General features: G+C 70.2%; 17 protein-coding genes. 10 read left to right on the forward strand and 7 right to left on the reverse strand.

Translation table 11 applies throughout. The features are described 5' to 3' along the window. The first annotated feature begins 39 nt into the window (after window positions 1–39). From ABD437_RS40290 to ABD437_RS40320, 7 genes are all read left to right on the forward strand, one after another. Window positions 40–1,209 carry a CaiB/BaiF CoA transferase family protein gene (locus ABD437_RS40290; protein ID WP_344654262.1) on the forward strand — a complete coding sequence of 390 codons (1,170 nt, stop codon included), beginning with the start codon at window positions 40–42 and terminating at the stop codon, window positions 1,207–1,209. Window positions 1,210–1,288: 79 nt separating this feature from the next. Continuing rightward, window positions 1,289–1,981, forward strand: a complete 693-nt coding sequence (locus ABD437_RS40295; RefSeq protein ID WP_344654263.1) for a hypothetical protein — start codon at window positions 1,289–1,291, stop codon at window positions 1,979–1,981. A gap of 27 nt (window positions 1,982–2,008) precedes the next feature. Further along, the gene (locus ABD437_RS40300; protein ID WP_344654264.1) at window positions 2,009–3,505 is read left to right on the forward strand and encodes a carboxyl transferase domain-containing protein; all 1,497 of its coding nucleotides are present in this window, start codon (window positions 2,009–2,011) and stop codon (window positions 3,503–3,505) included. A 241-nt stretch (window positions 3,506–3,746) separates the two neighbouring features. Beyond that, window positions 3,747–4,667, forward strand: coding sequence for a carbamate kinase (locus ABD437_RS40305; protein WP_344654265.1), 921 nt, complete (start codon window positions 3,747–3,749; stop codon window positions 4,665–4,667). Beyond that, on the forward strand, window positions 4,667–5,773 hold the full coding sequence (gene bar, locus ABD437_RS40310; protein ID WP_344654266.1) for a barbiturase: 1,107 nt from the start codon (window positions 4,667–4,669) through the stop codon (window positions 5,771–5,773). Before ABD437_RS40305 ends, bar begins: the two co-directional genes overlap by 1 nt. A 76-nt stretch (window positions 5,774–5,849) precedes the next feature. Beyond that, the gene (locus ABD437_RS40315) at window positions 5,850–6,377 is read left to right on the forward strand and encodes a nucleotidyltransferase family protein (protein WP_344654267.1); all 528 of its coding nucleotides are present in this window, start codon (window positions 5,850–5,852) and stop codon (window positions 6,375–6,377) included. Window positions 6,378–6,482: 105 nt separating this feature from the next. Beyond that, window positions 6,483–7,394, forward strand: coding sequence for a TolB family protein (locus ABD437_RS40320; RefSeq protein WP_344654268.1), 912 nt, complete (start codon window positions 6,483–6,485; stop codon window positions 7,392–7,394). A 319-nt stretch (window positions 7,395–7,713) separates the two neighbouring features. Here ABD437_RS40320 and ABD437_RS43215 read toward each other — a convergent pair whose 3' ends face one another. From ABD437_RS43215 to ABD437_RS40335, 4 genes are all read right to left on the reverse strand, one after another. Continuing rightward, window positions 7,714–8,100 carry a DUF4265 domain-containing protein gene (locus tag ABD437_RS43215; protein WP_425558362.1) on the reverse strand — a complete coding sequence of 129 codons (387 nt, stop codon included), beginning with the start codon at window positions 8,098–8,100 and terminating at the stop codon, window positions 7,714–7,716. 341 nt (window positions 8,101–8,441) lie between these two features. Beyond that, window positions 8,442–8,759, reverse strand: coding sequence for a hypothetical protein (locus ABD437_RS40325; protein ID WP_344654269.1), 318 nt, complete (start codon window positions 8,757–8,759; stop codon window positions 8,442–8,444). 621 nt (window positions 8,760–9,380) lie between these two features. Beyond that, entirely contained in the window at window positions 9,381–9,587 is a 207-nt protein-coding gene (locus ABD437_RS40330) for a DUF5615 family PIN-like protein (protein WP_344654270.1), read from the reverse strand. After that, window positions 9,584–9,814, reverse strand: coding sequence for a DUF433 domain-containing protein (locus tag ABD437_RS40335; protein ID WP_344654271.1), 231 nt, complete (start codon window positions 9,812–9,814; stop codon window positions 9,584–9,586). Before ABD437_RS40335 ends, ABD437_RS40330 begins: the two co-directional genes overlap by 4 nt. A gap of 109 nt (window positions 9,815–9,923) precedes the next feature. Between ABD437_RS40335 and ABD437_RS40340 the strand changes: the two genes are divergently transcribed. Further along, window positions 9,924–10,052 (forward strand): hypothetical protein, encoded by a 129-nt coding sequence (locus tag ABD437_RS40340; RefSeq protein ID WP_344654272.1) that lies wholly within the window; start codon window positions 9,924–9,926, stop codon window positions 10,050–10,052. A gap of 30 nt (window positions 10,053–10,082) precedes the next feature. On the opposite strand, the gene ABD437_RS40345 is transcribed toward ABD437_RS40340, so the two are convergent. Further along, entirely contained in the window at window positions 10,083–11,132 is a 1,050-nt protein-coding gene (locus ABD437_RS40345) for a hypothetical protein (protein WP_344654273.1), read from the reverse strand. Beyond that, window positions 11,129–11,638, reverse strand: coding sequence for a SigE family RNA polymerase sigma factor (locus ABD437_RS40350; protein WP_344654274.1), 510 nt, complete (start codon window positions 11,636–11,638; stop codon window positions 11,129–11,131). Before ABD437_RS40350 ends, ABD437_RS40345 begins: the two co-directional genes overlap by 4 nt. 93 nt (window positions 11,639–11,731) lie before the next feature. Here ABD437_RS40350 and cysS point away from each other — a divergent pair, with 93 nt between their 5' ends. Together cysS and rlmB are read left to right on the forward strand one after the other, a co-directional pair. Further along, window positions 11,732–13,117 (forward strand): cysteine--tRNA ligase, encoded by a 1,386-nt coding sequence (cysS, locus tag ABD437_RS40355; RefSeq protein ID WP_344654275.1) that lies wholly within the window; start codon window positions 11,732–11,734, stop codon window positions 13,115–13,117. A gap of 15 nt (window positions 13,118–13,132) precedes the next feature. Beyond that, window positions 13,133–14,101, forward strand: coding sequence for a 23S rRNA (guanosine(2251)-2'-O)-methyltransferase RlmB (gene rlmB / locus ABD437_RS40360; protein WP_344654276.1), 969 nt, complete (start codon window positions 13,133–13,135; stop codon window positions 14,099–14,101). On the opposite strand, the gene ABD437_RS40365 is transcribed toward rlmB, so the two are convergent. Beyond that, window positions 14,033–14,536, reverse strand: a complete 504-nt coding sequence (locus ABD437_RS40365; RefSeq protein WP_344654277.1) for a VanZ family protein — start codon at window positions 14,534–14,536, stop codon at window positions 14,033–14,035. The genes rlmB and ABD437_RS40365 overlap by 69 nt on opposite strands. Window positions 14,537–14,539 lie beyond the last annotated feature (3 nt).

Genomic DNA, 14,539 nt, shown 5'->3' on the forward strand with positions numbered 1-14,539 from the left:
GCCGTCGAGCGCTGTCGTCCGCGCGCATAGCCTGACCCGATGGGAACGAACGGACCGCTGGACGGTGTGCTGGTAGTCGACCTGTCCCGAGCCCTGGCCGGGCCGCACGCAGCGATGATGCTGGGTGACCTGGGAGCGCGGGTGATCAAGATCGAGAACCCGTCCGGCGGTGACGACACCCGGTCGTGGGGGCCGCCGTTCGTCGGGCCCGACGATTCGATCTCGACGTACTTCCTGTCCTGCAACCGGAACAAAGAGTCGGTGACGCTGGACCTGAAGTCCTCCTTCGGGTCGGAGACGCTCCGCCGGTTGGTCGAGCGGGCCGACGTGCTGGTCGAGAACTTCCGGCCGGGCGTGCTCGACCGTCTCGGGTTCAGCATGGAGCGGTTGCACGAGTTGAACCCCCGCCTGGTGATCCTGAGCATCACCGGGTTCGGTCACGACGGGCCCGAGGGCGGCCGCGCCGGGTACGACCAGATCGCCCAGGGTGAGGCCGGGCTGATGTCGCTCACCGGGCCGTCCGCGGACGAACCGACGCGTGTCGGCGTGCCGATCGGTGACCTGCTGGCCGGCATGTACGGCGCGTACGGCGTCGTCGCGGCGCTGCACGAGCGCAACGAGACCGGCCGGGGCCGGGTCGTGCGCACGAGCCTGCTGGCCGCGATCGTCGGTGTGCACGCGTTCCAGGGCACGCGGCACACGGTGGCCGGCGAGGTGCCGACCGCGTCCGGCAACCACCACCCGTCGATCGCGCCGTACGGCCTGTTCCACTGCGCGGACGGCACGCTGCAGATCTCGGTGGGGAGCGAGGCGCTCTGGCGGCGCTTCGTCACGGCGTTCCCGTCGCTGGACCGGCCGTCGTTCGCCACCAACCCGCAGCGGGTGCGGGCGCGCGACGAGGTGATCGAGGCCGTCGACGCGGTCTTCTCCGAGTTCCCCCTGGCCGAGCTGCTGCCGAAGCTCGCCGAGATCGGCGTTCCGGCCGGCGAGGTGCGGACGCTCGACCGGGTCTACGACTGGGAGCAGACCCGCTCCCAGGGCCTGCTCGTCGACGTCGACCACTCGGTGCTCGGGTCGATCACGCTGCCCGGCCCGCCGCTGCGCTTCGACTCGAACCAGTTCGCCGGCGGCCGCGCGGTGAACACCGCGCCGCCCACCCTCGGAGAGCACACCGACGCGGTTCTCGCGTGGCTGGACGGGAAGGACTGAGACCGTGCGACGCGCCGCACCGACCGTGGCGCGGGCGCGCCGTTAGTAGCTGGGCGCGCGTCCCCGTAGATTCTCCCGCATGTCGAACGCCTTCTCGAACGAGGATGTCGCCGCGGCGGCCGAGGTGCTGGCCGAGTCCATCCGGCGACACGCCGCAGTCATGGTCGACGCCGATGCGCCGGTCCGGGACGCTCTGGCGGCGATCGAGGGCCTGCGCACCTCGGCCCGCCGGTACGAAGAGGTCATCTTCGGGACGTCCGGCTGGGGCCCGGTCTTCGCCGACCTCGACGAAGACGACTTCGACGAGGACGACGACGAGGACGACGACGCGCCCGAGCAGCTCGTCACCAGCGGCGCGCCGCCGATGACCGTGACCGTGCGGGCCCGCTACGACTACCAGATCGCCGACCCCGACGCCCTGATCCAAGCCGGACAGTTGGCGCGGATCCGGTCGTGGGACGGCGACCCGCACGGCGCGGAACCGGTCGCCGGCGTCGGCGAAGCGATCTACGAGCTCTTCCACCTGGCCGGTTCGACGTTCCCGGCGCTCGAGGTGCCGGAGCTCGAGCCGGGCAGCGGGTTCATGACCGTGCACCACACCGCCGCGCCGCTCCAGCCCGACGACGTCGTGGGTGCGGGCGTCGACCTGGAAGAGCTGTTGATCAGCGAGGAAGAGGACGAACTTCTCTACGATCTCGCCGAGCCCCGCTACGCGACCCGGGAAGAGGCGGAGGAGGCCAGCCGGCGTCTGGAGCAGGACGACGACCGGTGAGCCTCGTCTTCTAGTAAAGATGGATCCATGACGCCACGCCGCCTCTCCGCCCGTGAACTCATTGCGAGTGCGCTCGACGAGGACAGCTGGGAGTCGTGGGACGAGCCGGTCACCGATCCGGCCGGCGCCGACGAGAGCTACCGCGCGGCGCTGGCCGCGGCGCGCGAGAAGACCGGTGTGGACGAGGCGGTGCTCACCGGCGCGGGCCGCATGCGCGGACGCCGGGTCGCGGTCGTCGTCGGCGAGTTCCGGTTCCTGGCCGGGTCGATCGGCGTCGCCACCGCCCGGCGGGTGGTCGCCGCCGTCGAACGGGCGACGAGCGAAGGGCTGCCGCTGATCGCGGCTCCGACGTCCGGCGGCACCCGGATGCAGGAGGGCACTGTCGCGTTCCTGCAGATGGCGAACATGACCAGGGCCGTGACCGCGCACAAGGCCGCCGGCCTGCCCTACCTCGTCTATCTGCGGCACCCCACCACCGGTGGCGTCTTCGCGTCCTGGGGTTCGCTCGGGCACGTGACCGTGGCCGAACCGGACGCGCTGGTGGGCTTCCTCGGGCCGCGGGTCTACGAGCTGCTCAACGGACGCGAGTTCCCGGCCGGCGTGCAGACCGGCGAGAACCTGTTCGCCCACGGCCTGGTCGACGCCGTGCTGCCACCGGAGCAGGTCACCGACCTGGCCGTGCGGACGCTGGACATCCTCTGCTCGCCCCGCAGCGGGTTGCCGCGGGTGGCCGACGTACCGCGCGAGGAGCTCGCGGACGTCCCAGCCTGGGAATCGGTGACCCGCTCGCGTCGCGCCGACCGGCCCGGGGTCCGGCGGTTGCTCAAGTACGCCGCGCAGCCGGTGATCCCGCTCAACGGCACCCAGCAGGGCGAGACCGGCGCCGGTATGCGCCTGGCGCTGGCCCGGTTCGGCGCCGCGCCCGCCGTCGTGCTGGGCCAGGACCGCCGCGGTCAGACCGCGGAGAGCCCACTCGACCCGGCCGCGCTGCGTACCGCCCGCCGGGGCATGCGCCTCGCGCAGGAGCTGCGGTTGCCGCTCGTCACGATCATCGACACCCCCGGGGCCGCGCTGTCGCGCGAAGCCGAGGAGGGCGGCCTGGCCGGTGAGATCGCCCGCTGCCTCGCGGACCTGATCGACCTGCCCACCCCGACGCTCGGCGTGCTGCTGGGCGAAGGCACCGGCGGCGGCGCGCTGGCGCTGCTGCCCGCCGACCGGGTGATCGCGGCCGAGCACGCCTGGCTCTCGCCGCTGCCACCGGAGGGAGCCTCGGCGATCGTGCACCGCACGACCGACCTGGCCCCGGAGATGGCCGCGGCCCAGGGCGTGCGCTCCCGCGATCTGCTGCGCCACGGGATCGTCGACCGGATCGTGGCCGAACGCCCGGACGCGGCCGACGAGCCGGAAGCGTTCCTCGCCCGCCTGGGGCGGGTGATCGAGCACGAGCTCGTCGGGTTGCTCGACCAGGAGCCGGCGTCCCGGGTGTCCGCCCGAACCGACCGTTACCGGCGCATCGGCAGCTAGGGCCTGTTTCAAAGGCCAGCAGCCCGCCGTGGCCGCGGCCCAGACGACGACCGGCCGCGTTGGAGGGTCTTCCGGATACAACAGCGGTATCCGGAAGACCCTCCGCCTTGCCGCTCGCCGCCTGGACCACGCCCACGGCGGCCTGAACCTTTGAAACAGACCCTAGCCTGCACGAAAACTGGCGCTGCTTTGGGCGAGTGTTGACCATGTTCGGCGGCGGAATCGTTCCTACGCTCGCCTGATGCGAGTCGTGATCGCTCTCGGCGGGAACGCGATGACCTCGGCGGACGGCAGGGCCCGCCCCGAGGACCAGATCGCGGCGATCCAACGTGCGGCCGGGCCGATCGCGGACGTCGTCGCGAGTGGGGTCGAAGTCGTGCTCACCCACGGCAACGGGCCGCAGGTGGGCAACCTGCTGGTGAAGAACGAGATGGCCGCCCACGTGGTGCCACCGGTGCCGCTCGACTGGTGCGGCGCCCAGACCCAGGGCACTGTCGGTTTCGTCCTGCTCAACGCGTTGGAGGCCCGGGGCTCGCGCGTCGCGGCCCTGGTCACCCGCGCGCTCGTCGACATCCACGACCCCGGCTTCATGAACCCGTCGAAGCCGATCGGGCGCTACCTGCCGTCGGCCGAAGCCGCGTTGATGATCCAGCACGGCCAGCGCTGGGAGGACCGCGGCGAGCGTGGCTGGCGTCGAATCGTGGCCTCGCCGGAACCGCGGGCGATCCTCGACGCCCCCGCCGTCTCGGCCCTGCTCGAGGCGGGCTACGTCGTCGTCTGCAACGGCGGCGGCGGCATTCCGGTCGTCCGCGAGCCCGACGGCACGCTGCGTGGCGTCGAGGCCGTCATCGACAAGGACCTCGGTGCGGCCCTGCTCGCCCACACGCTCGACGCCGACACGCTCGTCATCGCCACCGACGTCGCCGCGGCGGTGGTCGGTTGGGGCACCCCGTCCGCTCGCCCGCTCGGCGAGATCGACGTCGCCGCGCTCCGCCGGCTGGCCGCCGAGGGCCACTTCGCCTCCGGGTCGATGGGCCCGAAGGTGGAGGCCGCCTGCCGTTTCGCCGAGAATGGTGGACGTTCGGTGATCACCTCTCTCGACCACATCGCGGACGCCGTCCACGGCGCCGCGGGGACCGTCATCACTTCGAAGGAGAGCTAGTGCCCGACGCGATTGAAGTACGCAAGGTCCCGATCCTCAACGTCAGCGACGCGTCGGGCCTCGCGCAGCTCATTGACGACAAGATCCTGGACGCCGACCGCGTCATCGCCGTGATCGGCAAGACCGAAGGCAACGGCGGCGTCAACGACTACACTCGCATCATCGCCGACCGGGCGTTCCGCGAGGTGCTGGTCGAGAAGGGCACGCGCAGCGCCGACGAGGTCAAGCAGATCCCGATCGTCTGGTCGGGCGGCACCGACGGTGTGCTCTCCCCGCATGCGACGATCTTCGCGACGATCCCGCCGGACCAGGTCACGCCGACCGACGAACCTCGCCTCACGGTGGGCTTCGCGATGAGCGAGGTGCTGCTCCCCGAGGACATCGGCCGCGTCGCGATGGTGTCGAAGGTCGCCGACGCGGTGAAGGTCGCGATGGAGCGCGCCGGCATCACCGACCCGGCCGACGTGCACTACGTCCAGACCAAGACCCCGCTGCTGACGATCCACACGATCCGGGACGCCAAGAGCCGCGGCAAGACCGTGTGGACCGAGCACACCCACGAGTCGATGGACCTCTCCAACGGCACCACCGCGCTGGGGATCGCGGTCGCGCTGGGCGAGATCTCCATGCCGACGGACGCGGACGTCATGCACGACCGCTCGCTGTACAGCTCGGTGGCTTCCTGCTCGTCCGGCGTCGAGCTCGATCAGGCCCAGGTGGTCGTGGTCGGCAACGCGCGCGGCGTCGGCGGCCGGTACCGGATCGGGCACGGCGTCATGAACGACGCGCTGGACGCGGACGGGATCTGGGACGCGATCCGGTCGGCGGGTCTCGACCTCCCGGAGCGGCCGCACCCCTCGGACCTCGACGGTCGCCTCGTCAACGTGTTCCTCAAGTGCGAGGTCTCGCAGGACGGTGTCGTCCGCGGCCGCCGCAACGCGATGCTCGACGACTCCGACGTGCACTGGCACCGTCAGATCAAGGCCACGGTCGGCGGGGTCACCGCGGCCGTGACCGGCGACCCGGCGGTGTTCGTCTCCGTCTCCGCGGCGCACCAGGGCCCCGACGGCGGCGGTCCGGTGGCCGCGATCGTCGACCTCGGCTGAGTTCGGCTTTTCCGGAGCCCGGGCCGCGTGCGGCCCGGGGCTCCGTTACGTTCGGGCCGTGGACGTTGTCGGGATCGTGCTGGCCGCCGGCGCCGGTCGCCGCTTCGGACGGCCCAAGGCGCTGGTGGAGTACCAGGGCACCCGCCTGGTCGACCGGGCCGTGAGCCTGCTCGCCTCCGGCGGCTGCTCGCCCGTTCTGGTCGTGGCCGGTGCGGCGCCGTTGACCGTTTCTGGCGCGACCGTGGTCGACAACCCCGCGTGGGAATCCGGGATGGGCTCCTCTGTGCGGGCCGCGCTGTCCGTGGCTGATGCCGCTGCGGCCGTGCTCGTCCCCGTCGACACACCATTTCTCGGTCCCGAGGCCGTGCGCAGGCTGATCGCGGCGTACCGTTCCGGCGCCTCGGTGGCCGCCGCGACCTACGCGGGCAAGCGCGGTCACCCCGTGCTGATCGCGGCTGAACATTGGCCGGCGGTGATCGCCTCGGCTCGCGGCGACGTCGGCGCCCGCGCGTTCCTGCGCGCGAAACCGTCGCTCGTCACGCCGGTGCCCTGCGACGGCACCGGCCGCCCCGATGATGTCGACACGCCCGAAGCTCTGGTGTGACCTAGACCGCTATACCACAATATAACCGGACGAAAACCTTCACAGGTGCGTGTTCGGAGCCGAAAGGTAGCGCGAAGGGTGCGGGCACAACGGGGGAGCTAGACCATGCGGCGGACGATCATCACAGGCGTTCTGGGTGCGGCGCTGGCGTTGACGGTGACCAGCCCGGCGCTGGCTGCCGCGCAGCCCACGACCGGTTCCACGTGGACCGCGAAGACCGACTGGAGCCTGCTCGTCGACAACGGCCGGGACATGGACCGGGTCGTCGACGGCACGACCAAGACGTTGCTCGCCGGTGAGGCCTTCCAGCGCAAGTACGGCTCCTACTCGGCCGACGGCCGGCGGATCGTCTACTCCGACCAGGGCAAGACCGGCTTCGGCGCCCAGATCTGGACGATGAACGCCGACGGCTCGCACCGCCGCCAGCTGACGTCGCTCGACTCCGAGGCGTTCGGCCCGGAGCTGTCGCCGAACGGTGCCTCGATCGCCTTCCAGACCCAGGGCGCGATCTGGGTGATGAAGGCCGACGGCACCGGTGCCCGGAAGGTCAGCCGCGACGGGTACTACTACGGCACCGGCATCAGCTGGGCGCCCGACAGCACGCGGTTCGCCGTCACCCGCGGTCTGGTCGACGAGCGCAGCGGCGAGCCGTACGACATCGAGGTGGTCACCGTGCGTGCCGACGGCTCCCGGGAGACGGCCCTGACCCGCACCGGCGGTGACAAGAACAGCCCCGCCTGGAGCCCCGACGGCACCACGATCGTCTTCAGTCAGTCCCTCGCCGGCGAGAACTACGACCTGTGGTCGATGAAGGCCGACGGAACCCGGCTTCGGCAGTTGACCCGCACCGCCGACATCGCCGAACAGGACACGGTGTGGGCGCCGGCCGGCACCGCGATCGCCTACGCCGCCTGGGCCCAGCAGACCGAAACCACCCCGCGCGTGATGAAGGCCAAGGCCGACGGCACCGCCGCGAAGTCCCTCGGCGTCGTCGGCTACCCGACCAGCTGGAGATGACATGCGGATCCGCCGCCGACCGCTGCCGCGCCGCCCCGCTTCGCGCCGCCAGGCGTCGACCCGGCCATCCGTACGTCGCCATCTCCCACCGCCCACCCGTCCGCTGACCTGAGGAGGTGATCGTTCGAAAATCACATATAACGCCACAGAGTCACTGCGTCATAGAGGTCGGGCCGGTCCGCGAAGGACCGGCCCGACTGCGTGGCGGTTCGGCCGTCAGGACTCGATCGGAAGCGCACGCGTGCGCCTGGTGGCAGCCCTCGGTGGAGGCCGCATGGACGTCCGTAGGGTGTTCGGCGAGCGCGGGTACTCAGGCGCGTTAGCCGTTACCTGATACCTGGAACGGGATCCTGTCGCCCCAGTCCCAGCGCAGTTGTTGTGCCTGAGCGCCAGCCATCAACGCCTGCTCCAGCGGCGCAGAGTGGGTTCCGGGACCAACGTCGAAGACTATGAAGCGATCACCATGGTGCTCGTGCGCAGCACCGATGCGACGTCCGGTTGCAGTGAGGCCATCACGGACAGCGGTGAGCCCCGGCTCAGGGGCCGGGTACAGAAGAGCCCGAAGCACCCGGTGGCCTGACTGCGCGCAGAGGGTAGTCACGCGACTGCCTCCGGGGTCAAGCGCGACCGTGTCATTGACAGCCAGGCCGAGCGCGCAGAACGGAATACAGGAGACGCCGAACAGCCCGTCTCCAAGCTCCTTCAACCAGAGCTGCTCTAGCTGACCGGCCAGTCCGGCATAGGCGAGGTCGACATGCGCGATCTAGTTCGGCGGGTTCCGCCCGACCGGGCTGTTGTGCGCCACATAGATCGGCTCGGTCATTCCGACCCCCCCTTGTCTCCGAATCCGTCTGCCGTCCGAGGCAGCGGCCATCGAAGCATCCTCTCGGAACGCACCGTCCGCCCGGGTCGTTGGCAGCCCGGGCTGAGCATGAAACCGCAGCCACGCCCTGGGCCCAGTCACGGTATTGGGGCGAGGATCCTGGCGACCGAGATACTCATGGATTGGGACCGTAGAGCCCGCTCGACAGAAACCGGTGACTCGCCTCAGACCCATCGACCGAGCGGCTCCTCCAACTGCGGGTCCCACCCGTGGAGGCCATGCTTCACGATGAGCTCTTGGATGTCCTCGACGACTTCCTCGGGAGTCGAGAAGGGCAGTGTGAAGGACACGTAGCGCTTACGGTCTCCGACCGAGAACAGCTCGTCCAGGTCGGGGTGGCGCTGGAGGACTTCAGCGGCGAAGGCCGCGATAGCCGGGCTGTCGGTGACGACGTCCTCGTTGTCATCGCAGAGCGCCTCGTAAGCCTCGGCGTCGCTGACATCGGGATGGTGAGAGGCCCAAACCATCAGGTCAAGACTCATGTTCGGCATCCTGACATGACGGACCGGCTGATGAAATTAACAGCGGTTTCGCGGCATGACTGCGCCACGTCCTCGTCCCGTCTGCCGTCGACCCCGCGCGCGGGCCTTCCCAGCGCTCCTGACGAAGGCCAAGGTCCGCTAGACCCGCCTCCACGACCTCCGACACACCGCGGCGACGCTCGGCGAAGCCGCCACCTCGATGGAGAGGGCGCTGTGGGGAACACCGCGCCGTCAGTGATTGGCTACTCGATTGGCTACTCTGCCAACCGACCTAGCCGCCCGAAGCCACCAACCACCTAGTCACAGAAGAGCTGGTGAGGGGACTTGAACCCCTAACCGCCCGATTACAAGCTTCGCTCGTAGCGTCCACCGACGTCCGCTCCGGTGTGTCGTCGCGATTCAGCTGGGACACTGTCCAGCTTCCGTCCGCCGACGTTCTGCGTCGTCCGGCGCGTTAGCTACGCGCCGCCTACCGAAGGGGGAGCCGCCGTACGCGGATCTCGGTCTTGTTGAAAGCCACCACCGCACCGGAATCGAAACCCGGCGCGACGTCCTCCAGGTTTGCGATCAAAGTCGCGGCTAGTTCTGGTGGGCGTCGGTCGATAAGCAGATCACCGACGGCTAAGTGGCGCGGCTGTATGCCAGCAAAGCACCAAAATCGGTGTCTGCGGAGATAATTACGCGCCCGCCTTCGGCGGCAAGGGCCATCACTTCGGAATCGGGGGCTCCCGCCGCATCCAGGTCACGGATGTGGACGGCATCATGGCCCGACTTCACGAGAACCTCGGCGACGTGCGGCGAGAGATTTTCGTCGACGAGAAACTTCACGCCGGCTCTCGAAGAGCCAGCACGTGCACATCGGTCGCAGCTGCCGCATACTCAAGCGCTTGCCTGATGTCCTCGTGCTCGAGGTCCGGGTAGTTCTCGAGGATCTCGTCGAACGCCCATCCGGCGGCAACGAGCCGGACAACCGACTCGACCGAGATCCGGAGACCACGGATGGCGGGCCTGCCCTCAAGCTTGCCCGGCTCCGCGGTGATCCTGTCGAAGGCCATGGATCGATCGTAGGTCACCCGGAGCCGTGATGGCCTGCTGCGCACAGGGGCAGAACCAAGCGACAACGACTCGGCCAGCTCGTCGGCTGGGGGTTCCGAGTACGACGTCGTGACGAGGCCCGACGGCATCGAGGCGTACCGCCTGCGTTACACCGGCCGGGCCGGCGACCTGCACGCCATCGACCCCCTAGGGCCTTGGTACCGCACCAGCATCGACGCCATCGGCGCTCCGGGCTGACCGACGCCCACCCGACGAAACGACGTCGTACTACGTCCAGCTCGACGGGTCCCGAATGTCACCAGTCATCACGAAGGCCGCGATCGCCTGCTCGGCGAACTCCACGCCCTCCTGGTCGTGCCCCGGTTCCGGCCGGCTCACGACCATGACCTTCGTGTCGGCGTCCGCGGCGAAGTAGTAGTGGTACTCGCCGCCCGAGATACCCGTCTTCGCGACCGAGTACGGCCCGATCTGCATCGTCGGTTCCGGTGAGCCGCTCATGTTCACCTGGAACTCGACGCCCGGGCCTACGCCGGTTTTGGCCAGGTACATCGCCCGGATCGACGAGATGCCTCCGCCGGTGTCGATTTCCAGCCTCGTGAGCGGCACCTTCGGCTTGATCGTGGAGAACGGGAGCGGCGTGGGCCGGTCGACGGTCACCCGCAACGACTCGGCGATCCGCACGGCCAGTTGTTTCGCGTCCGGCAGGTCGCGGACGTCGACCGACGCCTGGGCGTCCGACGCCCACCGGAACCGCAGTTCGCCGGCCGAGGTGCGGACGCCGGGACTGGTTTCCCGCGAGACCCACGTCGACTCCGAGCCGTTGATCTCCGGCCCGGGCCCGCTGGTGCGCCGCATCGCTTTGCTCCCCGGATCGAGGTCGGGCACGCCGACGCCGCGCGGGGCCACGTAGACGACGACGCGCTGGGGGTTGTCCTCGCGCCCGTCGCTCGTCGCCGTGTAACGCGCGCCTCCGGGCTCCTGTTCCAGGTCCCAGTGCTCCAGCCCGGCCGGCAGCCAACCCGGTGTGACCTGCAACTGCGCCGGGTCGAACGCGCTCGGCGCGACCACGGCCGGCGTCGGTGAGGGAGGCACCGACGTGGCCGGGGGCACGCGGCTGCCGTCGGTCACCACGGCCAGCGCGACGCTTCCGAGCGTCACGAGGGCGACCAGCGCGGCCGCGCCGGCCAGGATCAACCGGTGGCGCAGCAGGCGCTGTCGCTGCGCGGCCGCCGCCGCCGCGTACGAATCCACGGCGGTGTGCGTCGGCATCTCCGTTGCCACGTCGTGCAGCAATTCCCGGAGCGTCGGCTCGTTCATCGTCCGCTCCATTCCTGGGTGGTAGCGACCTCTTCGGGCAGCACGCGACGTAACGCCGCGAGGCCCCGTGCGGTGTGGCTCTTTACCGTGTTCGCCGGGCACCCGAGTGCCTCAGCGGTCTCGTCCACCGAAAGATCGGCGTAGTAACGGAGCACCAGCGCGGCACGTTGTTTCGGTGGCAGGCTCGCCAGCGCGGCCCGTAGGGCCAGCGTGGCGGCCGGGTCGGGGCCGGGCACGGAGGCCTGCTCGGGTAACCGGTCGACCAACACCACCCGGCGGGCCCAGTTCGCCCGGCGCTCGCTCAGGAAGACCCGGACGAGCACTGTTCGGGCGTAGGCCAAACGGTTGTCCGCCCGGCGGGCCTTGTCCCACGCGAGGTACAGCTTGACCAACGCGTTCTGCACGAGGTCGTCCGCGCGGTGCCCGTCCTGACAGAGGACGTACGCCAGCCGGCGCAGCACCGGCAGCGCCGATCGGACGTATTCGTGGTACTCCTCGTCCTCCATAACCCCTATGAGGCCCCCCAACGGTGCTCGCGTTGCGGCAATGCGTGGATAACTTGTCGGGTACCTGGTCCCGGCCGCGTAGAATCGCGCGGCGTGACTCTCCGTCTCCATGACACCGCCAGCCGGTCGATCCGCGAGTTCGTTCCGATCACTCCGGGGCGTTGCGGGATCTACCTGTGCGGGCCGACGGTGCAGTCCGCGCCCCACATCGGGCACCTGCGCTCGGCCGTCAACTACGACGTGCTGCGGCGCTGGCTCACCCGGTCGGGCTACGAGGTGACGTTCGTGCAGAACGTCACCGACATCGACGACAAGATCCTGGCCAAAGCCGAGGACGTCGAGTGGTGGGCCCTGGCGTACGAGAACGAACGGGCGTTCGCCGACGCGTACGCCGCGCTGGGCTGCCTCCCGCCGACGATCGCCCCCCGGGCCACCGGGCACGTGCCCGAGATGGTCGAGCTGATGAAGCGCCTGATCGAGCGCGGTCACGCCTACGACGCCGAGGGCGACGTCTACTTCGACGTGCAGTCGTACGCGGAGTACGGCGCGCTCTCCGGGCAGCGGCTGGACCACATGCAGGGCGACGGCGCCGACGACCACTGCAAGCGCGATCCCCGCGACTTCGCGCTGTGGAAGGGGCGGAAGCCCGACGAGCCCGCAACCGCGTCCTGGCCGACGCCCTGGGGCCCCGGTCGCCCCGGCTGGCACCTGGAGTGCTCAGCGATGGCCGGCCGGTATCTCGGCCGGGCGTTCGACATCCACGGCGGTGGCCTCGACCTGGTGTTCCCGCACCACGAGAACGAGATCGCGCAGTCGAAGGCGGCCGGGTTCGGGTTCGCGAACTACTGGGTGCACCACGCCCTGCTCAACCTCGGCCCCGAGAAGATGAGCAAGTCGCTCGGCAACGTCATCGACCTGCCGAAGGTGCTGGGCCTGGTCCGCGCGATCGAGTTCCGCTACTACATCGCGACACCGCACTACCGTTCGACGATCGACTACAGCGAAGAAGCGCTGCTCGAGGCGGCCGTCGGGTTCCGGCGGATCGAGAACTTCGTGCAGCGGGCGGTCGAGCGGGTCGGCCCGGTCGACGGCCTCCCCAGCGCCGCTTTCACGGCCGCGCTGGACGACGACCTCGGCACGCCGGCGGGCATCGCGTCGGTGCACGAGGCGGTTCGGGTGGGGAACGCGGCGTTGACCGCGGGCGACGACGAGGGCATCCGCGCGGCGCTCGCGGAGGTGCGCGGAGGCCTGGAGGTGTTCGGGCTCGACCCGCTGTCGGTCGAGTGGGCCGCGTCCGAGGTGGGCTCGGCCGACGATCTGCGCAGCACCCTGGATTCGCTGGTCAAGGTCGCGCTGGAGCAGCGGCAGGCGGCTCGGGCCCGGAAGGACTACGGGGCCTCCGACAGCATCCGGGATCAGCTCAAAGAGGCCGGTATCGTGGTCGAAGACACTCCAGCGGGTCCACGCTGGACCCTCTGATCGAAAGAGTCACCCATGCCCGGCAACAGCCAGCGCCCGAACCGTCGCAAGACGGGCACCAAGAAAGGCGCGGTCGTCGGCTCGGGTGGCCAGCGGCGCAAGGCGCTGGAAGGTAAGGGTCCGACGCCGAAGGCCGCCGACCGCTACAAGCACAAGGCGAACCGGCAGGCCTCGGCGGCGGCCCGGCGCACCTCCGGTCCCGACAAGCCCCGTGCCACCCCCGGGCGGCGCGGCCAGGGCACGCGTGAGGGCGCCGAGCTGCTGGTCGGGCGCAACCCGGTGGTCGAGGCGCTGCGTGCCGAGATCCCGGCGAGCGCGCTGTTCCTGGCGCTCGGCGTCGACATCGACGAGCGCATCAACGAGGCGGTGCAGACCGCCGGTGACCGCGGGTTGTCGATCCTCGAGGTCAGCCGGGCCGAGCTCGACCGGATGACCGGTGGGGTGCTGCACCAGGGCATCGGGCTGAAGGTGCCGCCGTACGCGTACGCGGACCTGCCCGAGGTGCTCGCCGCCGTCGACGGGCCGCCCCTGGTGATCGCTCTGGACGGGGTCACCGACCCGCGCAACCTGGGTGCGGTGGTGCGTTCGGCGGCGGCGTTCGGCGCTTCCGCCGTCGTTCTGCCGGAGCGGCGCGCGGCCGGGATGACCGCCACGGCGTGGCGCACGTCCGCCGGTGCGGCGGCCCGGCTGCCGGTCGCCCGGGTCACCAACCTCACCCGGACGCTGCGGTCGCTGCAGGATCAGGGCTTCACCGTGCTCGGTCTCGACGCCGACGGCGACGTCTCCACGGACTCGCTCGAGGTGGGCACCGACCCGGTCGTGATCGTGGTCGGCTCGGAGGGGCGCGGTCTGTCGCGGCTCGTCGGTGAGTCCTGTGACCAGCTGGTCTCGATCCCGATGACCAACGACACCGAGTCACTGAATGCGTCGGTGGCGGCGGCGGTGCTGCTCGCCGAGGTAGCGCGCCAGCGTCGCCAGAGCTAGGCCGAGCACGAACCCGTAGACGTTGTCCGCGACGTCACGGGTGTCGCAGAAGCGGCTCAGCGGGAGTAATCGCTGAGCCGCTTCGATCGCGACCGGGAGTAGGATCAGCCATCTCTGCTTCGTGGGCGCGGCGAAAGCGCCGAGCGGCACGAACATCCAGACGTTGAGACTGCGGCCGTTGATCGGCCACGGGATCCAGGTGGGCTGCCAGCCGCCGTTGATGCAATGGTCGGTGTCGTTCGCGAAGACCGCCGGGGCCGGGGCGAGCGTGATGACCAGGATCGTGGCCAGCGTGACGAGCAGGCCCAGCTCGCGGAGCCCGAGTTTCTTCACGACGCCGAAGGCCACCACCACCAGCGCGACCACCACGAGCGGCGCGATTCGTGCGGCGTCCGCGCTCGTGACGTCGAAATTGAAAAAGCCTGCACCGACCACGTC

It is taken from the genome of Cryptosporangium japonicum (assembly GCF_039524755.1).
Classification (GTDB): Bacteria; Actinomycetota; Actinomycetes; order Mycobacteriales; family Cryptosporangiaceae; genus Cryptosporangium; species Cryptosporangium japonicum.

Coding starts and splice junctions, on each gene's coding strand:
- rlmB (WP_344654276.1), top strand. CDS start 13,133: ATGCCCGGCAACAGCCAGCGCCCGAACCGTCGCAAGACGGGCACCAAG.
- ABD437_RS40350 (WP_344654274.1), bottom strand. CDS start 11,638: ATGGAGGACGAGGAGTACCACGAATACGTCCGATCGGCGCTGCCGGTG.
- ABD437_RS40295 (WP_344654263.1), top strand. CDS start 1,289: ATGTCGAACGCCTTCTCGAACGAGGATGTCGCCGCGGCGGCCGAGGTG.
- ABD437_RS40305 (WP_344654265.1), top strand. CDS start 3,747: ATGCGAGTCGTGATCGCTCTCGGCGGGAACGCGATGACCTCGGCGGAC.
- ABD437_RS40335 (WP_344654271.1), bottom strand. CDS start 9,814: ATGGCCTTCGACAGGATCACCGCGGAGCCGGGCAAGCTTGAGGGCAGG.
- ABD437_RS40300 (WP_344654264.1), top strand. CDS start 2,009: ATGACGCCACGCCGCCTCTCCGCCCGTGAACTCATTGCGAGTGCGCTC.
- ABD437_RS40320 (WP_344654268.1), top strand. CDS start 6,483: ATGCGGCGGACGATCATCACAGGCGTTCTGGGTGCGGCGCTGGCGTTG.
- ABD437_RS40290 (WP_344654262.1), top strand. CDS start 40: ATGGGAACGAACGGACCGCTGGACGGTGTGCTGGTAGTCGACCTGTCC.
- ABD437_RS40345 (WP_344654273.1), bottom strand. CDS start 11,132: ATGAACGAGCCGACGCTCCGGGAATTGCTGCACGACGTGGCAACGGAG.
- ABD437_RS40325 (WP_344654269.1), bottom strand. CDS start 8,759: ATGAGTCTTGACCTGATGGTTTGGGCCTCTCACCATCCCGATGTCAGC.